21 protein-coding genes and 1 tRNA gene are annotated in these 22,257 nt (G+C 71.7%); 7 read left to right on the forward strand and 15 right to left on the reverse strand.

Annotated features, from left to right (window positions below):
- Positions 1-20: 20 nt before the first annotated feature.
- From ACFWWU_RS02820 to ACFWWU_RS02860, 9 genes are all read right to left on the reverse strand, one after another.
- Positions 21-827: an HAD family hydrolase gene (locus ACFWWU_RS02820; protein WP_384138073.1), complete on the reverse strand. Its 807-nt coding sequence runs from the start codon at positions 825-827 to the stop codon at positions 21-23.
- The gene (gene serS, locus ACFWWU_RS02825) at positions 824-2,113 is read right to left on the reverse strand and encodes a serine--tRNA ligase (RefSeq protein WP_384138075.1); all 1,290 of its coding nucleotides are present in this window, start codon (positions 2,111-2,113) and stop codon (positions 824-826) included. The genes ACFWWU_RS02820 and serS overlap by 4 nt, the downstream gene beginning before the upstream one ends.
- A 484-nt stretch (positions 2,114-2,597) precedes the next feature.
- On the reverse strand, positions 2,598-3,533 hold the full coding sequence (gene pheA, locus ACFWWU_RS02830) for a prephenate dehydratase (protein WP_317597304.1): 936 nt from the start codon (positions 3,531-3,533) through the stop codon (positions 2,598-2,600).
- A 60-nt stretch (positions 3,534-3,593) separates the two neighbouring features.
- A complete protein-coding gene (gene efeB / locus ACFWWU_RS02835) occupies positions 3,594-4,892 on the reverse strand; it encodes an iron uptake transporter deferrochelatase/peroxidase subunit (protein ID WP_384138077.1) in 1,299 nt (432 codons plus the stop codon).
- A gap of 5 nt (positions 4,893-4,897) precedes the next feature.
- Positions 4,898-6,934 (reverse strand): copper resistance protein CopC, encoded by a 2,037-nt coding sequence (locus tag ACFWWU_RS02840; protein WP_384138079.1) that lies wholly within the window; start codon positions 6,932-6,934, stop codon positions 4,898-4,900.
- A gap of 24 nt (positions 6,935-6,958) precedes the next feature.
- A complete protein-coding gene (locus tag ACFWWU_RS02845) occupies positions 6,959-7,411 on the reverse strand; it encodes a copper chaperone PCu(A)C (protein WP_384138081.1) in 453 nt (150 codons plus the stop codon).
- Positions 7,408-8,139, reverse strand: coding sequence for an SCO family protein (locus ACFWWU_RS02850; protein WP_384138083.1), 732 nt, complete (start codon positions 8,137-8,139; stop codon positions 7,408-7,410). Before ACFWWU_RS02850 ends, ACFWWU_RS02845 begins: the two co-directional genes overlap by 4 nt.
- Before the next feature lie 50 nt (positions 8,140-8,189).
- A complete protein-coding gene (locus tag ACFWWU_RS02855) occupies positions 8,190-8,990 on the reverse strand; it encodes a YcnI family protein (RefSeq protein ID WP_384138085.1) in 801 nt (266 codons plus the stop codon).
- A gap of 113 nt (positions 8,991-9,103) precedes the next feature.
- Positions 9,104-9,874 (reverse strand): hypothetical protein, encoded by a 771-nt coding sequence (locus tag ACFWWU_RS02860; RefSeq protein ID WP_384138086.1) that lies wholly within the window; start codon positions 9,872-9,874, stop codon positions 9,104-9,106.
- A 204-nt stretch (positions 9,875-10,078) separates the two neighbouring features.
- Between ACFWWU_RS02860 and ACFWWU_RS02865 the strand changes: the two genes are divergently transcribed.
- Positions 10,079-10,531, forward strand: a complete 453-nt coding sequence (locus ACFWWU_RS02865) for an ATP-binding protein (RefSeq protein WP_384138088.1) — start codon at positions 10,079-10,081, stop codon at positions 10,529-10,531.
- Between the two features lie 92 nt (positions 10,532-10,623).
- Here the strand turns inward: ACFWWU_RS02865 and ACFWWU_RS02870 are convergent, their stop codons facing one another.
- Together ACFWWU_RS02870 and ACFWWU_RS02875 are read right to left on the reverse strand one after the other, a co-directional pair.
- Positions 10,624-12,087, reverse strand: coding sequence for an aminopeptidase P family protein (locus ACFWWU_RS02870; protein ID WP_384138090.1), 1,464 nt, complete (start codon positions 12,085-12,087; stop codon positions 10,624-10,626).
- A 150-nt stretch (positions 12,088-12,237) separates the two neighbouring features.
- Positions 12,238-13,692: a PP2C family protein-serine/threonine phosphatase gene (locus tag ACFWWU_RS02875; RefSeq protein ID WP_384138092.1), complete on the reverse strand. Its 1,455-nt coding sequence runs from the start codon at positions 13,690-13,692 to the stop codon at positions 12,238-12,240.
- A 592-nt stretch (positions 13,693-14,284) separates the two neighbouring features.
- On the opposite strand from ACFWWU_RS02875, the gene ACFWWU_RS02880 reads away from it, so the two are divergent.
- Positions 14,285-14,983, forward strand: coding sequence for a bifunctional DNA primase/polymerase (locus tag ACFWWU_RS02880; RefSeq protein WP_384138094.1), 699 nt, complete (start codon positions 14,285-14,287; stop codon positions 14,981-14,983).
- A gap of 549 nt (positions 14,984-15,532) precedes the next feature.
- The gene (locus tag ACFWWU_RS02885; protein WP_384138095.1) at positions 15,533-15,901 is read left to right on the forward strand and encodes a hypothetical protein; all 369 of its coding nucleotides are present in this window, start codon (positions 15,533-15,535) and stop codon (positions 15,899-15,901) included.
- Positions 15,902-16,120: 219 nt separating this feature from the next.
- Here the strand turns inward: ACFWWU_RS02885 and ACFWWU_RS02890 are convergent, their stop codons facing one another.
- The 3 genes from ACFWWU_RS02890 to ACFWWU_RS02900 all read right to left on the reverse strand — a co-directional run bounded on the left by ACFWWU_RS02890 (position 16,121) and on the right by ACFWWU_RS02900 (position 18,784).
- The gene (locus tag ACFWWU_RS02890; protein ID WP_384138097.1) at positions 16,121-17,098 is read right to left on the reverse strand and encodes a DUF5926 family protein; all 978 of its coding nucleotides are present in this window, start codon (positions 17,096-17,098) and stop codon (positions 16,121-16,123) included.
- A gap of 171 nt (positions 17,099-17,269) precedes the next feature.
- Positions 17,270-17,872 carry an ATP-binding protein gene (locus ACFWWU_RS02895; protein WP_384138099.1) on the reverse strand — a complete coding sequence of 201 codons (603 nt, stop codon included), beginning with the start codon at positions 17,870-17,872 and terminating at the stop codon, positions 17,270-17,272.
- Positions 17,873-17,953: 81 nt separating this feature from the next.
- Complete coding sequence (locus ACFWWU_RS02900; protein ID WP_384138101.1) at positions 17,954-18,784, reverse strand: glycerophosphodiester phosphodiesterase; 831 nt, start codon at positions 18,782-18,784, stop codon at positions 17,954-17,956.
- Positions 18,785-19,002: 218 nt separating this feature from the next.
- On the opposite strand from ACFWWU_RS02900, the gene ACFWWU_RS02905 reads away from it, so the two are divergent.
- Positions 19,003-20,457, forward strand: coding sequence for a S1C family serine protease (locus tag ACFWWU_RS02905; RefSeq protein WP_384138103.1), 1,455 nt, complete (start codon positions 19,003-19,005; stop codon positions 20,455-20,457).
- Here the strand turns inward: ACFWWU_RS02905 and ACFWWU_RS02910 are convergent.
- A complete protein-coding gene (locus ACFWWU_RS02910; protein WP_384138105.1) occupies positions 20,391-20,723 on the reverse strand; it encodes an MHYT domain-containing protein in 333 nt (110 codons plus the stop codon). The two genes, ACFWWU_RS02905 and ACFWWU_RS02910, sit on opposite strands and share 67 nt — an antisense overlap.
- A 20-nt stretch (positions 20,724-20,743) precedes the next feature.
- Here ACFWWU_RS02910 and ACFWWU_RS02915 point away from each other — a divergent pair.
- From ACFWWU_RS02915 to ACFWWU_RS02925, 3 genes are all read left to right on the forward strand, one after another.
- A tRNA-Ser gene (locus ACFWWU_RS02915) sits at positions 20,744-20,830 on the forward strand.
- Positions 20,831-20,936: 106 nt separating this feature from the next.
- Positions 20,937-21,461, forward strand: coding sequence for an O-acetyl-ADP-ribose deacetylase (locus ACFWWU_RS02920; protein WP_384138107.1), 525 nt, complete (start codon positions 20,937-20,939; stop codon positions 21,459-21,461).
- Between the two features lie 399 nt (positions 21,462-21,860).
- Positions 21,861-22,166 carry a hypothetical protein gene (locus tag ACFWWU_RS02925; RefSeq protein ID WP_055642378.1) on the forward strand — a complete coding sequence of 102 codons (306 nt, stop codon included), beginning with the start codon at positions 21,861-21,863 and terminating at the stop codon, positions 22,164-22,166.
- Positions 22,167-22,257 lie beyond the last annotated feature (91 nt).

The raw sequence follows: 22,257 nt of genomic DNA on the forward strand, positions 1-22,257 counted from the left end.
TTCTTCGGTGTCCAGGAGGCTCAGGCGCTCAGCAGACGCTCCAGGACGACGGCGATGCCGTCCTCCTCGTTCGACGAGGTCACCTCGTCCGCCACCGCTCGCAGTTCCTCGTGCGCGTTGCCCATCGCCACACCGTGTGCCGCCCAGGCGAACATCGGGATGTCGTTCGGCATGTCGCCGAAGGCGATCGTCTCCGCGGCCTTCACGCCCAGTCGGCGTGCGGCCAGGGAGAGCCCCGTCGCCTTGCTCAGGCCGAGCGGGAGGATCTCCACGATCCCCGGCCCGGCCATGACGACGTCCACGAGCCCGCCGACCGTCTCGCGGGCGATCCGCGTCAGCTCGTCGTCGCTCAGTTCCGGGTGCTGGATGTAGAGCTTGGTCAGCGGCGCCGCCCACAGCTCCGCCGGGTCCTCGTACGGGACGTACGGCAGGGGACCCTCCTGGACCCGGTAGCCGGGGCCCATCAGGACCTCGCCCTCCAGGCCGTCGCGACTGGCGGCCAGCGCCAGCGGGCCGATCTCCGCCTCGATCTTGGAGAGGGCGAGCCCGGCGAGCTGCCGGTCCAGGGTCAGCGAGGTCAGCAGCCGGTGCTCTCCGGCGTGGTAGACCTGCGCGCCCTGCCCGCACACCGCGATCCCCTCGTAGCCGAGGTCGTCGAGGATGTGCCGCGTCCAGGGCACCGCCCGGCCGGTGACGACGATGTGCGCGGCGCCCGCCTCGGTCACGGCGGCGAGCGCGTCCCGCGTGCGGCCGGAGACGGACTCGTCGGCGCGCAGCAGCGTGCCGTCGAGGTCCGTCGCCACCAGGCGGTAGGGGAAGGGGCTCACTTGGCGATCGGCTCCAGGACCTCGCGCCCGCCCAGGTACGGCCGCAGGATCTCGGGCACGCGCACCGAGCCGTCGGGCAGCTGGTGGTTCTCCAGGATCGCCACGATCGTGCGCGGTACGGCGCACAGCGTGCCGTTCAGGGTGGCCAGCGGCTGCACGGTCTTCTTGCCGCCCTGCTCGTCGCGCATGCGGACGGAGAGGCGGCGGGCCTGGAAGCTGTTGCAGTTCGAGGCGGAGGTCAGCTCGCGGTACTTGCCCTGGGTCGGGATCCACGCCTCGCAGTCGAACTTGCGGGAGGCGGAGGCACCGAGGTCACCGGTGGCGACGTCGATGACCTGGAACGGCAGCTCCAGGGCGGTCAGCCACTGCTTCTCCCAGTCCAGGAGCCGCTTGTGCTCGTTCTCCGCGTCCTCGGGCGCGACGTACGAGAACATCTCGACCTTGTCGAACTGGTGGACGCGGAAGATGCCGCGGGTGTCCTTGCCGTACGTGCCGGCCTCGCGGCGGAAGCAGGGCGAGAAGCCCGCGTACCGCAGGGGCAGCTTGTCGGCGTCGATGATCTCGTCCATGTGGTACGCCGCGAGCGGGACCTCGGACGTACCGACGAGGTAGTAGTCGTCCTTCTCCAGGTGGTACACGTTCTCCGAGGCCTGGCCGAGGAAGCCGGTGCCCTCCATGGCGCGCGGGCGGACCAGCGCCGGGGTCAGCATCGGGATGAAGCCGGCCTCGGTGGCCTGGGCGATCGCCGCATTGACCAGGGCGAGCTCCAGGAGGGCGCCCACGCCGGTCAGGTAGTAGAACCGCGAGCCGGAGACCTTGGCGCCACGCTCGACGTCGATGGCGCCGAGCGCCTCGCCGAGCTCCAGGTGGTCCTTGGGCTCGAAGCCCTCGGCCGCGAAGTCGCGGATGGTGCCGTGCGTCTCCAGGACGACGAAGTCCTCCTCGCCGCCGACCGGGACGTCCGTGTGGACGATGTTCCCGAGCTGGAGCAGGAGCCGCTTGGCCGTCTCGTCGGCCTCGTTCTGTTCGGCCTCGGCGGCCTTGACGTCGGTCTTGAGCTGCTCCGCCTTCTGCAGGAGCTCGGCGCGCTCCTCGGGCGTGGCCCTGGGGATCAGCTTTCCGAGCGCCTTCTGCTCGGATCGGAGCTCGTCGAAGCGGACGCCGGACGACCTGCGCCGCTCATCGGCGGAGAGCAGGGCGTCGACGAGCGCGACGTCCTCTCCACGGGCGCGCTGGGAGGCGCGAACACGGTCGGGGTCCTCACGGAGCAGGCGAAGGTCAATCACCCCACCAGGCTACCGGTGCCCGCTTGCGCGCCCCCACCGCATAAGGTCGCGCGTGTTGTTTTGCCCGAATTGCCGCTCAGGGAAAAGTGGATCGAGGTCCACCGCATTCACTTATCCACAGGCTGTGCGGAAGTTCTGTGGACTACGGGGGAGATCGCGGGGATTCCGCTCTGCGGGCCTGGTAATTCCGTGATCAAACGCCCTTTGCCCACTCATTCGGGTGGGAATTACTCGCTCCAAAGAGTTGATCTGCGGAAGCGCGGTGACGGATGAGCCATCGGCGCACTGTGGATGGATCGGGCGTAGCCGAGGGGCGCTGGGGTGATTTGTCGACCATGTCGGATTGCGATGTCGACTTGTCCCCAGGTCGAGCCGAGCCCTGTGGATAACCTCTGTGGGTAACTGAAAAGTATGCAGGTAGGACTAGTTGTTCGTACCTGTGGACGACCGCCCGCGGCGGCGGGAGCGGTCGGTCAGTATCGGGTCAGGCCCGACCGTCCTGGGCCCTCGCCAGCCAGTCGGAGGCCGCCATGAACTCCACGTCCGAAGTCCCGCGCCGCAGCGCCGACACGTCCCCGGCCGCGACGCCCGCCCGCGGGTACGAGCCGAGGAAGCGCACCTTGGGACAGATCCGCTTGAGCCCCATCAGCGCCTCGCCCACCCGGCGGTCCGAGATATGGCCCTCGGCGTCCACGGCGAAGCAGTAGTTCCCGATCCCCGCTCCCGTGGGCCGGGACTGGATCAGCATCAGGTTCACCCCGCGCACCGCGAATTCCTGGAGCAGTTCGAGGAGGGCACCCGGATGATCGTCACCCAGCCACAGCACCACCGAGGTCTTGTCCGCGCCGGTCGGAGCGGCCGGTCGGGCCGGCCTGCCCACGAGCACGAACCGGGTCTCGGCGTTCTCCGCGTCGTGGATCTCCTTGACCAGCGGCTCCAGACCGTAGGTCACCGCCGCGAACTCGCCCGCGAAGGCGGCGTCGAACCTGCCCTCTTGGACCAGCCGGGCCCCGTCCGCGTTCGAGGCGGCCGACTCCCACAGGGCGTCGGGAAGGTGCGCCCGCAGCCAGTTCCTGACCTGCGGCTGGGCCACGGGATGGCCGGTGACCGTCTTGATCTCCGAGAGCTTGGTCCCGGGCCGCACGAGCAGCGCGAAGGCGATCGGCAGCAGCACCTCGCGGTAGATCATCAGCGGCTCGCCGGAGGCCAGCTCGTCCAGCGTCGCGGTCACGCCGCCCTCGACCGAGTTCTCGATCGGTACGAGCGCGGCGGCGGCCTCCCCGTTCCGTACGGCGTCGAGCGCGGCCGGGACCGAGACCATCGGGACGAGCTCCCGGGTCGCGGCCTCGGGCAGCGTACGCAGCGCGGCCTCCGTGAAGGTGCCTTCGGGACCGAGATACGTGAACCGGGTGGCGGACATACCGTCACCCTAATGGTCTCCGGGCGCGGGGGCCGCCCGCTTGAACGACATCTCGATCGGTTACGCCTCCAGCAGCCGCTGGCCCACGTACTCGCCTTCGGCGGGGCCGCCCGGGGCCGCGAAGAGGCCGCTCGACTCGTGCCGGATGAACGCGGACAGCGCGTCGCCCCGGTCGAGCTTGCGCTGCACCGGGACGAATCCCCGGAGCGGATCGGCCTGCCAGCAGACGAAGAGGAGTCCGGCGTCCGGCGTCCCGTCCGGGCCGATCCCGTCGTGGAAGGAGAAGGGCCGGCGGAGCATCGCCGCCCCGCCGTTCTGTTCGGGGGCGGAGATCCGGGAGTGAGCGTTGTCCGGGATCACCGACTTCCCGTCCGTACCGAGCTTGTTCAGATCGAGCTCGGTGGTCTCGGTGCCGCCGGTGAGCGGGGCACCGTCGGACTTCCGGCGGCCGATCACTTGCTCCTGCCGGTCCAGCGGCAGCTTCTCCCAGTCGTCGAGCAGCATCCGGATCCGCCGCACGACCGCGTACGAACCTCCGGCCATCCACTCCTGGGCGCCCGTGGCACCGGCCGGGACGAAGATCCGCTGGTCGAAGTCGGGCTCGGTGGGCTTCGGATTGCCCGTGCCGTCGACCTGACCCATGAGGTTGCGCGCGGTCATCGGCTGCGCCGTGGCACCGGCCGAGCGGTTGAAGCCGTTCATCTGCCAGCGCACCCGGGCCGCGTCGCCCGCGTCCTTCTGGACGGCCCGCAGCGCGTGGAAGGCGACGAGGGCGTCGTCGGCTCCGATCTGCACCCACAGGTCGCCCTCGGAGCGCCGGGCGTCGAGGGCGTCGGAGGAGAAGGCGGGCAGCGGGTCGAGCTGGGTGGGGCGGCGCGCGGCCAGTCCGGTGCGGTCGAAGAAGGTGCGGCCGAAGCCGAAGGTGACCGTGAGGGAGGAGGGCCCGGCGTCGAGCGCGATGCCCGTGTCCTCGGCCGGGGCCTTCCCCGCCATCAGCGCCTTCGCCGTGGCCGACCAGCGGCGCAGCAGGGCGGCAGCCTCCTTGCGCCCGGCACCCGGGGCGAGGTCGAAGGCGATGAGATGGCCGCGGGACTGGAGGGGGTTGGTGATCCCGGCCTGATGTTTCCCGTGAAACATCACCTCGGTCGCGCCGACGGAGGTGAGGGCCTGCGGCCCGCCGGCGCCGGCGGTGGTGGATTCGCCCGACACCGCCGAGGAGATCCCGACGCCGCCGGCCGCGCCGATGACGAGTCCGGCCGCACCCGCCGCGCCGACGGTGCCGAGCAGGCGCCGCCGGGAGATGTCCGCAGGGGTGTCGCCGCTGCTGTCGCTGTTGGCGCTGTTGTCGCTCTCGATCACGAGGGTCAGCCGATCTTCACGTTCTTGTCGATGGTGGTCTGGTCGATGTCGGAGGTGCGGACGGTCACTTGGATCTTCCACTCGCCCGGCATCGGGATCTGGACGCCGTTCGCGCTCCAGTGTCCGGTTTGGATGCGGTCGGGGGCGACGGGTAGCGGGCCGACGTCCTTGGCCTCCAGGGTGAAGGCGACCTTGATCTCGGGGACGTCCAGAGGCTTGCCGTTGGGGCGCTCGACGAAGACGTGGAGCGCGTTGGCGCCGGTGCGGCCGGGGTCGAGGCTGAGACGGACGACGCCCTTGCCGTCGACGCCGCCGGTGTCGAAGGGCAGCCGGATGTCGACGGGGCGGTCGGGCACGGCGGCCGAGCCGGCGGCGGAGCCGGTCCGGCCGGCCTCCTCCTCGGTTCGGCCGGGCTCGGTGGAGGTGAGGACGGTGGTCACGGCGAGGAGGACGACGGCGACGGCGGCCTCGGTCAGCACCGAGCGGCGCAGACCGGCCCGCTCGGGGTCGGCGTCCCGCTCCCGCTTGCGGCGGGCGGTGGCCACGGCGGCGCGCTGCCGGGCGAGCTGGGCGGCCCGCTCGGGGTCGGGCTCGGGGCCGGACCCGGGCTGGGGCTCGGGCGCGGAGGCGGTGCCGACGAGGACCTCGGCTGCCTCGGCCTCCTCCTCTGCCTCGGCCTCCCCGAGCGGTTCCTCGACCGAGTCCGCAGCCGGGTCCTCAGCCGAGTTCTCGACCGAGTCCGCAGCCGGGTTCTCGACCGGGTCCTCAGCCGACTTCTCGGCAGGCTCCTCGGTGGGCGTCGGGTCGGCGAGGCGCTGGGTCCAGCGGCGCGAGATCCAGGCGATGCCGAGGAGGACGACCATCAGGCCGATCTTTACCAGCAGCAGCTGCCCGTAGCGGGTGCCGGTCAGCGCGGACCAGGAGCCGACCTGGCGCCAGGATTGGTAGAGGCCGGTGGCCGCGAGGACGACCACGGAGCCGAAGGCGACCTTCGAGAAGCGGTCCACCGCCGAGCGCTCGACGGAGGGCGTCCGGTAGAGGGCGACGAGCAGCACCGTGAGTCCGCCGAGCCAGGCGGCGACGGCCAGCAGGTGCAGGATGTCGACGGGCATGGCGATGCCGGGCTGGATGCCGGTCGACGCGTGCTCCGCCAGCGCCCAGGTACCGGCGATCCCGGCGGCGACGACGGTGCCGCCGAGGCCGAGGCCGAAGGCGAGGTCCTTCCTCTCCTTCGGGTCGGTACGGCGGGCGTAGGAGCCGAAGAGGACCGCGACGAACAGCGCCGCGGCGCCGAGCAGCAGCAGACGGGAGGTGAGCGCGGCCCCGGTCTTGGTCTCCAGGACGGACTTCAGGCCCGCCAGGTCGAAGGCGTCGGAGAGCTCGCCGGAGCCGGTGTACGGGTTGCGGAGGAGGAGCATCGCCAGCGTGGCGACGGTGAGGGTCAGCCAGCCCCGGACCACGGTCCGCTGGACCGGGCGGACGCCCGCCCCGCGCGGCCAGCAGGCCAGGACGAAGGCGCCGCCGCCGACGAGGACGGCGAAGGCGGCGTACGAGAGGTAGCGCGCGATGCCGTAGAGGGTGCCGACGAGTCCGCCGCCGGCGTTCTGCTCGGGCAAGGTGACGGACGTCGTGGAGGGGGCACCGATGGAGAAGGTGAAGGCGCCGGCGATCGGGTGGCTGTCGGCGGAGACGGTCTGCCAGGCCACGGTGTACGTACCGTCCGGCAGTCCGGCGCGGAGCCCGACTCCGTACCGGACGATGGAACCGCTGCACAGGTCGCGTATCTCGCCGGTGTCGGCGCGCCGGCCCGCCGGGTCGAGGACCCGGATCGAGTCGGCGCTCATCGCGACCTGCTCGGAGAAGGTCAGGTTGACCTCCTTGGGAGCGGTGGCGACCACCGCCCCGTCCCTCGGGTCGCTTCCGGTGAGCGCCGCGTGCGCGGAGGCGGGGGCGGCGCCGGCGAGCAGCGTGCCGAGCAGCGCGGCCGCGAGGATCAGCAGCCGGGCGACGGCGGTGCCGAGGCGCGGGGCGGTGGTTGTCATCTCTGTGTCACTCCGTCAACGAGCTCAGTGCTGCTGCGGGTTGTGGTTGGCGGCTTCGACGGGAACGTCGACCTTGATGGGGTCCGACTTCTCGAAGTGCAGCTCGAGGCTGACCTTCTCGCCCTGCTTGGGCTTCTTCTTCAGCTCCATGAACATGATGTGGTTGCCGCCGCGTTCGAGCTTCAGCTCCCCGTTCGCGGGGATGTCGAAGGACTTCACCTCCACCATCTTCTGGTCCTTCGCCTCGTGGATCGTGACGTCGTCCGAGAGGGAGCTGGTGACGGAGGTGAGCTTGTCCGCCGTACCGCCGTCGTTGGTGATGGTGAGGAAGCCGCCGGCCATGTCCATCACCGGCTGCGGCATGAACGCGCCGCTGACCTTCAGCTCGGGCTTGTCACCGTCGGACGAACACCCGGTCAGCGCGAGTGCGGCGGCGAGGGCCACGGCGGCGGACAGGGCGGTGGTGCGGCGGTTCACGGGTTCTCCCCCTTGATGAGCTTCGGCAGGTCCTCGGCGTAGTCCTCGACGGTCGTGTCCTCGCCGTACAGGACGTAGCCCTGGTCGGTGGTGGGCGAGAAGGCGATCACCTGGGCGCCGTGCATGGAGACGACCTTGCCGCCCTCCTCCTTCGGCGGGTCGATGCCGATGCCCATCGAGCGGGCGCCCGCCTGGATGGCGGAGAAGTCACCGGTGAGACCGGTGAAGGAGGGGTCGCCCGCGGCGGGCAGCCACTTCGCGAGCTCGGCCGAGGTGTCCCGCTTCGGGTCGGTGGTGACGAAGACGACCTCCAGCTTGTCCTGGTCGGCCTTCGGGAGCTGCTTCTTGGCGATGGCGATATTGCTCATCGTCATGGGGCAGACGTCGGGGCAGTGCGTGTAGCCGAAGTAGACGAGGGTCGCCTTGCCCTTGGTCCGCTCCCGCAGGTCGTACTTCTGGCCCTTGGTGTCCGTGAGGACGAGCGCGGGCTTGGTGAACGGCCGGTCGAGGACGGTGGCGGCCTTGGTGGAGTCGTCGACGCCGGAGACCTCGGCGACCGAGCTCGAGCCCGTGCCGGTGGCCTTGTCGTCGTTGCCACCGAGGCCGACGGCCGCGGTGATGCCGAGCGCGGCGACGATCGCGACCGCCGCGACGATCAGCGGGGTGCGCCGCCCGGGGCGGGCGGTGCCGTCCCCGGGCTGCGAGGTGGGTGTCTTCTCTGCGGACATGGTGGTTCTTTCCGAACGGGTCGGGTGGAGGGAGGAGGAAGGGAGGAGCGTCAGGCCGAGCGGCGGCGGCCGGCGAGGACGCCGAAGGCGACGCCGGCGATGCCGACGAGGATGCCGATGACGCCGAGGATCCGGGCCGTGGTGTCGGAGGAGGAAGAGGAGGCGGCGGCCGTCTTCTCCTCGTGGGCGGCCTTGTCGTCGTGCCCGCCCTTCGCGTCAGCGGAGGCGGAGGCGGAAGCCGAGGCCGAGGCCGACGGAGCGCCGGCGCCGTGGTGGTCACCGCTCGCGGCGGAGAGCTTCAGGACGGGAGCCGGGTTCTGCGGCTCGTCCGCGCCCTCCTTCGCCTCCTCGATCCAGCGCACGACCTCCTTGTTGTCGTACGTCTGGATGGCCTTGAGCACGAGCTGGTCCGTGTCCTCGGGCAGCTGGCCGAGGGAGAGCGGGAACTGCTGGAACTGGCCGGGGCCGATCTTCGAACCGTCGGCGGTCCAGGTGACCTTGGAGACGGCCTCGTTGATCGTCTTGCCGTGCAGCTCCAGCGGCTTGCTGAGCTTGCTCCTCGTCACCTCGGCCTTCCAGCCGGGGACGGGCTGCGGCATGACGGACGCCAGCGGGTGGTCGAGCGGGAAGTTGACCTCCACCTTCACGGTGGAGGCGTTGTCGCGCTCGTTCGGGACCTTGACGTTGACGGTCGCGTAGCCGCCCTGGGCGGCCTCGCCCTGCGGCTGCACGCTGACGTGCGCGAAGGCCGTGCCGGACAGCAGCACGACGGAGGAGAGCGCGATGCCACCGGCGACGGCGACACGCGTGGCGGCGGAGAGACGCGAGGAGGCAGGACGGGAAACGTTCATGGCAGAAGACACTCCAGCTCGGAGGAGGACGGCGGGATCCGGCGCGCCGAGGGGCGGTACCCCTGTCGAGGCGTGCGGGCGTACGCGGCGCCGCTCCTGGTGAGCGGTCCGCGTCAGGCTGCGAGGACGCAGTCGGCGGCCGGAGGGCCGCGCCTGATCACCGTGTTCTCGAGCGCCTCGAACACGGGCGGCGGCGAGCAGTCGAAGGCCGTGCGGGCAGGCGGCCGCGATCCCGTGTGCGGGGCGGCGGGCAGCCCGGCGAGCAGGCTCCGTACGAGGCGGAGGCTGGTCCGCAGCGAGCGCACCAGGGCGCACTCGGCGAGCTCCGTCGCGCCCTGCTCGGAGAGCTGGACGAGCCGGACCAGGGCCCGGTCGCCGCGGCGCAGCAGCCAGCCCGCGGCCAGTGCCGCGAGCAGATGGCCGAGGAGCATGGGCAGTCCGGGCAGGAGCCCCGCGGCCGGGGCCGTCGCATGCCCCAGGTGGGCGTGGGCGGTGGCCGGGTCGAGCCCGGCGTCGCCGACGATCCGGGCGGCGTCGGCCGGGTTGATGGCCGCGGTGCCCGCTCCGCAGACCAGCTTGGCGGCCATCCGCACGAGCACGTCGTCGGCCGTGGGACTCAGCGCGAGAGGGCGCTGCCCCAGGCTGAAGAGGGTGTGCAGGCCGAGCTGCCCGGCCGCGAGGGCGCCGACGACGAAGGCGAGGGAGCGTTCGCGTCCGGTGAAGAGGAGGGTGGTCCCGAAGACGCCGAGGAAGCCGGCGACGAGGGTCCACAGGGCGATGCCCGCGCAGGCGGCGAGGGCGTGTCCCAGCGCGGACAGCACGACGCAGACCGCGGTGAACACCGCGGCCCTCAGCAGCCGTGGAGCGAGCGCGGGGGCAGTCATGGCGGGCCCATCATCGCACCAGCGGTACGCCCGGCATGAGGCAGGTCCGGAAGGTCGTTCTTGGGCGCCTTCGGGGTGACATACACCGGCGTATCGGCGTGGTGCATCCGCCGAACGAGCGCTCTTGTCGCCTTCGGGGGCTTACGAAGGGTTCCGTCCGGCAATAGGTATCGGTATGTCGAGCCGCTGCCGGGAGGCTGGAGCATGAGCATCTGGTGGTCATTGCATCTGCGGCGCGAGGCTGCGAGCGTGCCCCTGGCCCGTCGGCTTCTGCTGGGCACGATGGAGACGGCGGGGGTCGATCCCGACGTGTCGTACGAGCTGTCGGTGGCGCTGACCGAGGCCTGTGCGAACGCGGTCGAGCACGGCGGCGACGGCGAGGCCGGCGGGGCGGCCAGGGCGGCGTACCGGGTGACGGCGTACCTGGACGGCGAGACCTGCCGTATCGAGGTGGCGGACTCGGGCCCGGGCTTCCCGGGTGCTCAGACGGCGCCGACGGCCCCCTCGGACGACGCCGAGCACGGCCGGGGGCTGCGCCTGATCGAGGAGCTCGCCGACCATGTGCAGTTCGGCAATCGCTCAGGCCGGGGCGGCGCGGTGGTCAGCTTCGACAAGATCCTGAAGTGGAAGGACGGCCCGTCCCTGCTGATGGCCTGAACCCCTGAGCGAGGCGTACGGATACGGGGAAGGGCCCCCGCCGGTCGGTCGGCGGGGGCCCTTCGTTTCCAACGTACGCGTGATCGCGGAGATCAGCCCTTCAGGCCGGCCATCCACGCCTCGACCTCTTCGGAGCGGCGCGGCAGCCCGTCCGAGAGGTTCACGTGGCCGTCCTCGGTGACGAGGATGTCGTCCTCGATCCGGACGCCGATGCCGCGGTACTCCTCCGGCACGGTCAGGTCGTCGGCCTGGAAGTACAGACCCGGCTCGACGGTCAGGCACATGCCCGGCGCGAGGGTCGTGTCGACGTAGGCCTCGGTGCGCGCGGCGGCGCAGTCGTGGACGTCCATGCCGAGCATGTGACCGGTGCCGTGCAGGGTCCAGCGGCGCTGGAGGCCGAGCTCCAGGACGCGCTCGACCGGGCCCTCGACGAGGCCCCACTCGACGAGCTTCTCGGTGAGGACGCGCTGGGCGGCGTCGTGGAAGTCGCGGTAGGCGGCGCCGGGCTTCACCGCGGCGATGCCGGCCTCCTGCGCCTCGTACACGGCGTCGTAGATCTTGCGCTGGAGCTCGGTGTACCGGCCGTTGATGGGCAGGGTGCGGGTGATGTCCGCGGTGTAGAGCTCGTTGGTCTCCACGCCGGCGTCGAGCAGCAGCAGGTCGCCGGAGCGGACGTCGCCGTCGTTGCGCACCCAGTGGAGGGTGGTGGCGTGCGGGCCGGCGGCGCAGATGGAGCCGTAGCCGATGTCGTTGCCCTCGACGCGGGCGCGCAGGAAGAACGTGCCCTCGATGTAGCGCTCGCTGGTCGCCTCGGCCTTGTCGAGCACCTTGACGACGTCCTCGAAGCCGCGGGCGGTGGCCTCGCAGGCCTTCCTGAGCTCGGCGACCTCGAAGTCGTCCTTGATGAGACGGGCCTCGGAGAGGTAGACGCGCAGCTCCTCGTCGCGCTCGGCGGTGACCTTGTCGGTCAGCGCCGCCTCGATGCCGGCGTCGTGGCCGCGGACGGCGCGGACGGGGCCGGTGGCCTCCTTCAGGTGGGCGGTCAGCTCGCGTACGTCCTTCGCGGGGACGCCGAGGAGCTGCTCGGCCTCGGTGAGGGAGTGACGGCGGCCGACCCACAGCTCGCCCTGGCCGTCGAGCCAGAACTCGCCGTTCTCGCGGTCGGAGCGCGGCAGCAGGTAGATCGTGGCCTCGTGGCCGCTCTTCACCGGCTCCAGGACGAGGACGCCGTCCTGCGTCTGGTCGCCGGTGAGGTACGCGTACTCGGTCGAGGCGCGGAAGCTGTACTCGGTGTCGTTCGACCGGGTCTTCAGGTTCCCGGCGGGGATCACCAGGCGCTCGCCCGGGAAGCGGGCGGACAGCGCGGCGCGGCGCGCGGCGGTCTTGTCGGCCTGCGCGATGGGCGCGAGGTCGCGCAGCTCGGTGTCGGCCCAGCCGGACTTCATGTTCTCGGCGAGCTCGTCGGACACGCCCGGGTACAGGCCGTTCTTCCGCTGCTTGATCGCCTGCTCTTCGGTCGTCTCTTCCGGGGTCTCCGGCGTGAGCTCCTCGGCCACGGGTCTGCCTCCTCTTGGTACGACACTGAACCCCCACCATCGTACGGTCGTACGGAAGGGGGCCCAGGGCCGGAAGACCTATTACCGGAGCGTCACGTTCCGCTCACGCCTCGATGCCCGGATGCCTGGGCGCCCGGAGCCGGGAAGCGCTCACTCGAACCGGGCCGCGAGCAGGACCACGTCCTCCTCCTCGGCGCCCGCCGCGGTGAGGCCATCCGGCAGCAGGGTCCGCAGGACGTGGTCGGCGATCGCGCCCGGGTCGCCCCGGTCCGCCTTCGGCACGCTCGACGCGGCCGCGTGGAGCCGCGCGAAGGCCCGGTCCATGGCGTCGCCGGTACGGCGAAGCAGCCCGTCCGTGTAGAGAAGCACCGTTTCTCCCGGGGCGGGAGACAGCTCGACGCTCGGCGCCTCCCAGCAGGAGAGCATCCCGAGCGGAGCCGAGAGCGAGGTCTCGACGAACTCGGTCCGGTGGTCGCCGATGATCAGCGGCGGCGCGTGGCCGGCCCCGGCCAGGACGATCCGGCGCCGCGCGGGCTCGGCGTACGCGAAGAGCGCGGTCGCCGAGCGCGCGGGCTCGGTGAGCCGGAGCAGGAGCTCCAGGTCGGAGAGGACGGCGACAGGGTCCTCGCCCTCCATCACCGCGTACGCCCGGAGGGAGGCGCGCAGCCGGCCCATGGCGGCCAGCGCGCTCGGGCCGGTCCCGGAGACGGAGCCGACGGCGAGGCCGAGGGCGCCCTCGGGCAGCGGCAGCGCGTCGTACCAGTCGCCGCCGCCCCGGGGTCCGGTGCGGTGGCGGGCGGCGAGCTGGACGCCGGGGACGCGGGGGAGGCGGCTGGGGAGCAGCTCCTCGGCGACGGTGGCGACCTGGGCGCGGGCCCGTTCGACCTGGAGGAGACGGGCGACGTGTTCGGTGGCGAAGCGGCCGTAGAGCCCGATGAGGTGGCGCTGGCGTTCGGAGGGCTCGGCGGGCTCGTCGTAGAGCCAGACGGCCGCGCCCAGCCGGCCGGCCTCCTCGGTCGCGAGGGGGAGGGCGTAGCTGGCGGCGTAGCCGAGGCGGGCGGCGACCTCGCGGTGGCGCGGGTCGAGCCCCTCCTCCGTACGGACGTCGGGGATGGCGATCGGATCGGGGACGCGGGCCGGGGCGGCGGGATCGGGGAGGCCGTCGAGGAGGCGGCCGTAGCTGGTCGCGCCGCGCGGGATGGTCTCGATCGTGCCGAGCTCGGCGTGGGCGAGTCCGAGGCCGATGGTGGTGGCGGGGCCGAGGCCGTCGGCGGGTTCGAGGACGGCCATGCCCCGGCGAGCGCCGACGAGGGCCGCGCCGGCGCCGAGCACCTCGGGGAGGGCCTCGTCGAGGGACGAGGTCCTGATGAGGCGCTCGGTGAGTTCGTGGAGGGTCGTGAGGTCGGAGACCCAGCCGGCCAGCCGGTCCTGAATCAGCACGCCGGGCGGGAGAGCCGCGTCGACGGGCGTCGCCGCCGCCGGGACCCCGGAAAGGGGCGCCGTAGTGTGCGGGGGAGAGGGAACCGTGGAATCGATTCCAGCCACATTCGGCATGTGTGGGGCGCTCATGTCAGTCGGCTTTCCGACCGGTGCGTTTGACGCCATAGCATCGCAAACCCCCATGTCATTCTGCGCCGCTCGATGCATCCACATGTACACGCACTGGAGGAGCGATGTCCAGCATTGTCCCCATGGGACTTGTGGTGTCCGTGAGCTTGGACGCAGGGGTTGAAGTACACGGGAAGTTGGCCGAAAATAGCCCCCAGCGTGCACCTTTTGCGGTCGACTGGCGTCGTTTGAAAGCGCGTCATTCCGAGCTTGCTGGGTACGTACTCGATGACAGGCAGGGGCAGTTGGAGCTGCCCCGGAACGTGCCGTGGAACCCCGGCGTCTTACGTGCCGCAGGCCTCGGCCCGTCCCCCAGTGGCGGGGAACGTGTTCTGACCCGGCTTGGATCTGGCACCGATACGGATCGACCTGGCTCGACCTGGTTCCGACCTGGCTTCACCTGGTTCTGACCTGCTCCACCGGTTCCTCCCCGGCTCGACCTGGCTCAACCGGTTCATACCTGGCCCGTCGGCCCCGCTTCGGCGCGGGGCGGCGCACCACCGACCTTGTACGCGCTGATACGCACGGTGAAGAGATCTGCACATGGTGTGATGTGGATTCGGCGTTCAACGGAAAGGAACGAGCGCTCATGCGCGAGATCCTCGGAATCCTGGGAACCCTCGGAAGGCGACGCAGGCTCCGGCTCCGGCGCGAGGCGCCGACCGCCCGGCTCGACGCGGCGGTGACCTTCGCGGTCGAGTGGGACTGGCCCGTCCTGCCCGGCGTGGGCCTGAAGACGAAGACCCGTACGGCCGCGGGGCCGGCCTGCGCCTGCCCGGACCCCGAGTGCGCGGTGCCCGGCGCGCACCCGTACGAACCCGGGCTCCTCGCGGCCACCACCGACGAGCGGATGATCCGCTGGTGGTGGACCAGGCGCCCGGAGGCCCCGGTGGTCCTCGCCACGGGCGGCGGCGCGCCCTGTGCGGTGAGCCTGCCCGCGGTGGCCGGAGCGCGGGCGCTGACCGCGCTCGACGCGATGGGCATGCGGCTCGGCCCGGTGGTGGCGACGCCCACGCGGTGGTCGATCCTCGTCGCCCCGTACGGCCTCGAACGGCTGGGCGAGCTGCTGTACGCGAAGGACAGCGTGCCCAGTTCGCTGCGGTTCCACGGCGAGGGCGGCTACCTGCTGCTGCCGCCCTCGGTCGCCGGGAGCGGGCAGGTGCGGTGGGAGCGCGCGCCGCTCGCGGGCTCGGCGCGGCCGTGGCTGCCGGACGTGGAGGCCGTGGTGGACGCCCTGGTCGAGGCGAGCACGAGCACGCCGGGCGGCGGGAGCCGGCTCACGTACTGACGGCCGGCCGCTTACGGGCGCGAGGCGCCCGTTCACCCGAACGGGTGTGTCCTGGCCCGACTTGCAGGGGAAACGGGCGGCGGCCGACCGGCCGCCCGCCGATATGTTCGCCCCACCCGTCGAAGATCCCGGGCGAAAGAGCAGGTGGGTCGCATGAGTCCCGTGATGAGCCCGGCGAAACTCCGCATGATCGGACTCGGGGCGGCCGTGGCGGTCGCCGTCCTCCTGCCGATCGTCGCGGTCGCCGGCCCGACGCAGCTGACGGCTCTGACGGGTCCGACGGGTGATCCCGTACGGCCGACCGGAGCGAGTGATCCCGTACGGCCGACCGGAGCGGGTGACGCGAAGTCCGGGGACGGGCACGGGGAGGGAGCCGGGGGCGGGCACGGGCACGGGGAGGGAGCCGGGGGCGGTGACCTGCTGTCGGGTCTGGGGCTCGGCCGTGGCCCCCGTACGGCGGAATCTCCCGCCACCGGTCCCGCTCCGGCCCCTGCCTCCGACGCCCTCTCGACCCCTTCCGCCCCATCCGGCCCCTCCGCCCCTTCCGCCGTGGCCGCGGCTCCCGAGCGGATCACGAAGTGTGGGCCGGAACTCGCCTCTCCCGAGGGGATCGAGGCACAGACCTGCGTCCTCGCCGAGGGTCCCGACACATGGGCGCGTACGTACTACCGGAACGCGACAGGGCAGGAACTCGACGCGTTTCTGACCCTGATGGCGCCCGGCGGGCGGACCGTGCAAGTGCGTTGTCCGGTCGCGGCGCAGGACGAACCGGGAACCTGTGAAACGCCCAGGGAACGCGGTCAGGGCAAGGCCACGGCCTATACGGCGGTCGCGGAATTCGCGGGCACCGGCGAAGGGGGAAGTACCCCACTGCTGCTGCGATCGGGCAGCAACACGGCGGACACCGAAGGAAGTTGAGCGCCGACGCCCCGGCACGGCCTGGGGCGGGCATGGAAACGCCCGGTCGCTGGCGACGGGGGATGCACCAGCGACCGGGCTTCCAGAACGGTAACAAGAGATCTGCTGTTCGCAAATTCGATCTCGGTTATTCGGACAGGGATTTACCCGCCCGCAGACCGGGTTGTGGCAGAAGTCACCGACTGGTCGGTCTGTCAGTCACCGATACCACCTGGGGTATCAGCTGAGAGTCACCTGACGGTTCGTGAGGCCGCCGCGCGCCCGGCGCTCCTCGGCCGTGAGGGGGGCGTCCGAGGCGAGCGCCCCGGCGAGCCGCTCGGCGAACTCGGCGGCCGGCTTCTCGCACTCCTCGGCGGTCATGGAGGTCGGCAGGTCCCACACCGGCACCATCAGACCGTGGGCGCGGAAGGAGCCGACGAGCCGGGTGTCCGCGCCGAGGGACGTGCCCTCGCCGGCCTGGAGCCGGGCGAGCGCGTCGAGGAGCTTCTCCTCCGGGTGCGGCATGACCCAGCGCAGGTGGTTCTTGTCCGGGGTCTCGCACCAGTACGCGGAGTCGACACCGGTCAGCTTGACCGTCGGGATCGCGGCGGCGTTGGCCCGCTCCAGGGAGGCGGCGACCTCGGGGTCGGCACCGTCCGCGGACGCCGGGATCCAGAACTCGAAGCCCGTGTGGACCTCCGGCGCGAACGGGGCGTCCGCGTCGAGCAGCTCCTGCAGGCGCGGGCCCTCGGAGGGCACGCGGCGCGGGGGAACCGGGGTGCCCGGCTCGGTCTCCAGGGCGCGCTGGAGGGTGTCGGCGAGGTCGCGCGCGAGGTCGCCGGAGGACGAGTCGTTCTGCAGGGCGAGGAGGACGGAGCCGTCGTCGCGGCGCAGCGCCGGCCACGCCATCGGCAGCACGGTCGCGAGCGTCACGGACGGCACGCCCTCGGGCAGCCCGCCCTTCAGGGTGAGCGGCACGGTGGCGGCGGGCACGAGCTCGCGGAGCGCGACCCAGTCGCACTCGCCCGGCAGGCCCTCGAAGGGGCGCTGGACGAGCTCGGTCACGGCGTGCGCGGCGGACCGGCCGTGACAGGCCTTGTAACGGCGGCCCGAGCCGCACGGGCAGGGCTCGCGCGCGCCGACGACCGGGATCTCCCCGCTCGTGACCTGTGCCTGGCCGGCCTTGCCGGCCTTCGTCTGGGGGCGCTTCTTGGCCATGGTGTGGCTTTCTCCCGATCGCGGCGGTGCTGTGTGCGTGCTGTATCGGGCGCGAGCCTAGCCGCACAGGGCACCGCCGCTCCTCAGGCGGGGCGCGGCCCCGCCCGAGGCGCGCCGGTCCGATGAGCGTCGGTCCGGGTCGTGTCGGACCGGGGCCTGGGTGTCCCGGCGTCAGTCCAGATCGTCGTACGCATCGAGGAAGTCGAAGCACGAGCCGCCGCCGACGCGCGCCGCGAAGTCCTCGCGGCGGTGCCCCTCGGTGACCACGACCCAGACCGTGACCTCACCGGTCGCGCTGTCCCGTACGCCCCAGTCCTGGGCCAGCGCGCTGATGATGTTCAGCCCGCGTCCGCCGCGTGCGGTGACCGAGGGCGTGGACGGCACGGGTCTCGTGGGACCACCGCCATCCGTCACCTCGACCCGCAGGCCACCCGCGGGGTCGACCCGCCAGGCCGCCAGGACATCGCCCTCGCCCCGCTCCGCCCGTCCCAGCGGCCTGCCGTAGCGGCAGGCATTGCTGAGCAGCTCCGAAAGGATCAGTACCGCGTCGTCGACGACCGATTCGGACACCCCGCTGCGGTACAGCTCGTCCCGCATCCGGTGTCGCGCCTCACCCACGCCCGCAGGGCCATGGGGTACGGCCATGCTCGACGACGTGGGCACCTCCTGTGCCACCACCAACGCCACCCCCGAGACCTCCTTTGCCCCACGCCACCGTGTGGATGCCCCACTGGACTGGACCGGAAACCGGCCAACGCACGTGGTGTGTCGCACTCGTGACGATCGAGTACGCGCTGAACGCGCCGGTGCACTCCCCGTAAGCCCTGGGGAAGGTGTGACGAAAGGGGCAGGAGTTCAGTCGCGGCCCAGCTGGGAGAGCACCTGCTTGGGACGGTTGGTGATGATCGCGTCCACGCCCAGGCGTACGCAGAGCTCGACGTCCTCGGGCTCGTCCACCGTCCAGACGTGGACCTGGTGCCCGGCCTTCTGGAGCCGCAGGATCACGGCGGGGTGGTGGCGGACGATCCGGATCGAGGGGCCCGCCACGCGCGCGCCCGCGGGGAGGCGTCCGTCGCGCAGCCGCGGGGTGACGAACTGGGTGAGGGAGACGGTCGGCAGGGTCGGCGAGGCGGCGGCGATCCGGTTCAGGGAACGGGCCGAGAAGCTCATGACCCGTACGGGAGAGTCGTCCCTGGACGCCGGGGCGTCGAGTCCGAACCGCTTCAGGAGCTGGAGGAGCCGTTCCTCGACCTGGCCCGCCCAGCGGGTGGGGTGCTTGGTCTCGATGGCCAGCTCGACCCGGCGCCCGGCGTCGGAGACGAGCTCCAGGAGGCGCTCCAGGGTGAGGACGGAGGTGTACTCGGGGTCTCCCCAGTCGGGGCTCTCGGAGGCCTCGCCGCGTTCCTCGCGTTCCTTCCAGACGCCGAAGTCGAGCGCGGCGAGGTCGGCGAGCTCGAGGGCGGAGACGGCACCGCGACCGTTCGACGTACGGTTGACGCGTCGGTCGTGGACGCAGACGAGGTGGCCGTCGGCGGTGAGCCGGACGTCGCACTCCAGGGCGTCGGCGCCGTCCTCGATGGCCTTCACATAGGCGGCCAGGGTGTGTTCCGGGGCGTCCTCGGAGGCTCCGCGGTGGGCGACGACCTGGACGGGTGCGCTGTTCGGGTGCTGCCGTGCGTGAGTCACGGCGTCATGGTGCCATTGGCGGGGTGGGACGAGCACACCGGAAGCTGTCCGTTCTGCCCGTATATAAAGGATGGGGCGCGGATGCACAGCTCCGCCTTACGGTGGCCTGACGCCCGGTGGGAAAAGCTGGTGACGACACCCTGCGCCAGGCACGACCACCCATGACCACCCACGACCATTCCGCGCAGTGATCGAGCAGCCAACGAGGAGAGCGAGCTGTGAGCACCGAGAACGAGGGCACGGCGGTTCCGGCGGACCCGACCGCCCCGTCCGCCCCTCCGACGCCGCCCGCCCCTCCGACACCTCCCGTACCGTCGGCTCCGCCGGCGGCGGCGGCCGAGCCGGTGACGCCGGAGGCGGTGACGACGGGACAGGCACCCGCCCAGGCGCCAGCCCCTGCCCAGGCGCCGGGCCCTGCCCCCGCCCCAGCCCCTGCCCCCGCCCCCGTGGCGGCAGGCGCGGCCGGTGGCTGGCCCCCGCCTCCGCCGGCCGTACCGGCCTGGGGCGTGCCCGTCCCGCCCGTACCCGTCGCTCCCCAGGCACCCCGCAAGCGGACCGGCGGCATCGTGGCGGCCGTCCTGGTCGCGGCGCTCGTCGCGGGCGGTGTCGGCGGCGGCATCGGCTACTGGGCGGCCCAGCGCGGCGACGAGGGCACCGGCTCGACGACGGTCTCCTCGGGCGAGGCACCGGCCTCGTTCAAGCGCGACCCGGGGACGGTCGCAGCGGTCGCGGCGAAGGCGCTGCCGAGCGTGGTCACGATCCAGGCGAAGTCCGGCGAGGCGCAGGGCGAGAGCGAGGGCGGCACGGGCACCGGATTCGTGTACGACCAGGAAGGCCACATCGTCACCAACAACCACGTGGTGGCGTCGGCGGCGGAGGGCGGCACGCTCTCCGTGACCTTCTCCGACGGCAAGTCGTACGACGCGGAGGTCGTCGGCCGGGCCCAGGGCTACGACGTGGCCGTCCTGAAGCTCACGAACGCCCCGAAGGGGCTGAAGCCGCTGCCGCTCGGCAACTCCGACCAGGTGGCGGTCGGCGACGCGACGATCGCGATCGGCGCGCCCTTCGGTCTGTCGAACACGGTGACGACGGGCATCATCAGCGCCAAGAACCGCCCGGTCGCCTCGGGCGACGGCTCGGGCGGCGGCAACTCGTACATGAGCGCCCTGCAGACCGACGCCTCGATCAACCCGGGCAACTCCGGCGGCCCGCTGCTCGACGCGAGCGGCGCGGTGATCGGCATCAACTCGGCCATCCAGTCCACCGGAAACGGCTTCGGCCAGTCCCAGGCGGGCTCGATCGGACTCGGCTTCGCGATCCCGGTCAACCAGGCGAAGAACGTCGCCCAGCAGCTGATCAAGACGGGCAAGCCGGTCTACCCGGTGATCGGCGCGACCGTGAACATGACCGAGCAGGGCGCGGGCGCGACGATCGCGTCCCAGGGCTCCGGCGGCACCGCCTCGGTCACCCCGAACGGCCCGGCGGCGAAGGCGGGCCTCAAGGCCGGTGACGTGATCACGGGCTTCGGGGGCCACGCGATCGACAGCGGCCCCGCGCTCATCAGCGAGATCTGGACCCACAAGCCGGGCGACTCGGTCAAGATCACCTACGAGCGCGACGGCAAGACGTCCACGGCAACCGTCACCCTCGGCGAACGCACGGGCGACAGCTGACCGTACGGAACGGCCGCAGGGAAGGGGGGGGCAAGCATGCCGGCGACGCCGAGCCCGGTGAGCAGGCCCGCGATGAGCGGCGGGACCGGCCGGGTGCCGAGGTAGCCCACGATGAAGACGCCGACGCCCACGACGACCACGGCCACGAGGAGGCTGAGGAACGTCAGGGACGTGTCGTACGAGATCGGGGACTCCGGCCCGGCCCCTTCCCCGGCCGACCCAGCCCCACCCCGCTCCCCGGCCGGGTACGCTGTAGCCCGCTCCACCCCAGGTGGTCCGGGGCGAGGGTGGGTTGCCCGAGCGGCCTAAGGGAACGGTCTTGAAAACCGTCGTGGCAGCGATGTCACCGTGGGTTCAAATCCCACACCCACCGCACGTGAACGGCCCCTGACCAGGCACGACAGTCAGGGGCCGTTCTGTCGTCCGTGGTTGCCGGGCGCCGTTGTTCCCGTTGGTTCCGGAGTGGGACAGTTCTCGGCATGGTGCGAATCGTGCTCGTTCAGGGGGACATCACGGCCGAGCCGGCGGACGCGGTGGTCAATGCCGCGAACTCGTCGCTGCTCGGGGGCGGCGGCGTCGACGGGGCCATCCACCGGAAGGGCGGGCCGGAGATCCTCGCCGCCTGCCAGGATCTGCGGCGCTCCCACTACGGCAAGGGGCTGCCGACCGGCCGGGCCGTGGCGACGACCGCGGGGCGGTTGCCGGCCTGGCACGTGATCCACACCGTGGGTCCGGTCTGGTCGCGGGACGAGGACCGGTCGGCTCTGCTGGCCTCCTGCTATCGCGAATCCCTGCGGGTCGCGGACGAGTTGGGGGACCGCACGGTCGCGTTCCCGGCCATCTCCACCGGGATCTACGGCTGGCCGATGGAGGACGGGGCCAGGATCGCGCTGGAGACCGTACGGGCGGCCCGTACCGAGGTGGAGGAAGTGCGGTTCGTGCTGTTCGACGCGGAGGCGTACGCGGCCTTCGAGGCGGCGGTCGGCAGCCAGGACCTTCCGTAAGGCAATTCGTAGAACGTTTCTCCGGGCGTCGTTGTCGCGTTCGCATTCCGCGCGCCCAGGAATCGCCGGGCCGTCTTTCCGAGAGAAGGATTGGCGGAAAATCTGCCGGAACGCTTCCTCTCTTGCCGCGCCCGGATTCTTTCGGCCGCACACCCCCGCCGACCGGCTGAGCTGCGCTGTTCTCGCTTCGCCGGGGTTTATCAGCCTGTCCTCACGCTTGCGGGGGAATAAGTCGCTCCGGGGTGGTTCGACGGGGATTCGGTGGGCAACTCTGGATTCGCGACGTCAAGCACAACGACCGAGGCGGTCGGCCAACTGCCTGGGTAATGGCCGTAGTTCAGAGAAGTTCTCGAAGCAGTTCCGTGCAAAGCATCAGTTTCAGTTCCCGGAGGAACAGACATGGCAAGCATCCGTACCGCCCGCGTTCTCGCCGCTGCCGCCGCCCTGCCCCTCGCCGCCGCGCTCTTCACCGGGGTGGCCCAGGCCGACAACGGTGGATTCGCGGACGACGGATCGAACACGAGCGTCGCCACGATCATCGGCAGTGGTGTGGGCGGGGACAACAACGGAAACTCGACCACCACGCAGCAGGTGGCGACCGGTTCCGGTGCCTCCAACCAGAACAACACGGCGAGCGTGAACGGCTCCGCGTTCACCCACATCGACCAGTCGAACGCGGTGGTGAACTTCTACCCGTGGTGGTAGTCGGCAGCAGCACGGGAGCCGGCCCGATGGGGGGCGTGACCGCGGTGTGAACAACGGCCTGTGCGCCGGTACTTCGGTACCGGCGTGCGGG

The sequence above is a fragment of the Streptomyces sp. NPDC058650 genome, assembly GCF_042717315.1.
GTDB lineage: Bacteria > Actinomycetota > Actinomycetes > Streptomycetales > Streptomycetaceae > Streptomyces.

What these genes read in the sequence shown, in the direction of transcription:
- pheA (WP_317597304.1), bottom strand. Translation starts at nt 3,533, where the DNA reads ATGTCCGCCACCCGGTTCACGTATCTCGGTCCCGAAGGCACCTTCACG.
- ACFWWU_RS02840 (WP_384138079.1), bottom strand. Translation starts at nt 6,934, where the DNA reads ATGACAACCACCGCCCCGCGCCTCGGCACCGCCGTCGCCCGGCTGCTG.
- ACFWWU_RS02850 (WP_384138083.1), bottom strand. Translation starts at nt 8,139, where the DNA reads ATGTCCGCAGAGAAGACACCCACCTCGCAGCCCGGGGACGGCACCGCC.
- ACFWWU_RS02855 (WP_384138085.1), bottom strand. Translation starts at nt 8,990, where the DNA reads ATGAACGTTTCCCGTCCTGCCTCCTCGCGTCTCTCCGCCGCCACGCGT.
- ACFWWU_RS02860 (WP_384138086.1), bottom strand. Translation starts at nt 9,874, where the DNA reads ATGACTGCCCCCGCGCTCGCTCCACGGCTGCTGAGGGCCGCGGTGTTC.
- ACFWWU_RS02865 (WP_384138088.1), top strand. Translation starts at nt 10,079, where the DNA reads ATGAGCATCTGGTGGTCATTGCATCTGCGGCGCGAGGCTGCGAGCGTG.
- ACFWWU_RS02875 (WP_384138092.1), bottom strand. Translation starts at nt 13,692, where the DNA reads ATGGCGTCAAACGCACCGGTCGGAAAGCCGACTGACATGAGCGCCCCA.
- ACFWWU_RS02880 (WP_384138094.1), top strand. Translation starts at nt 14,285, where the DNA reads ATGCGCGAGATCCTCGGAATCCTGGGAACCCTCGGAAGGCGACGCAGG.
- ACFWWU_RS02890 (WP_384138097.1), bottom strand. Translation starts at nt 17,098, where the DNA reads ATGGCCAAGAAGCGCCCCCAGACGAAGGCCGGCAAGGCCGGCCAGGCA.
- ACFWWU_RS02920 (WP_384138107.1), top strand. Translation starts at nt 20,937, where the DNA reads ATGGTGCGAATCGTGCTCGTTCAGGGGGACATCACGGCCGAGCCGGCG.
- ACFWWU_RS02925 (WP_055642378.1), top strand. Translation starts at nt 21,861, where the DNA reads ATGGCAAGCATCCGTACCGCCCGCGTTCTCGCCGCTGCCGCCGCCCTG.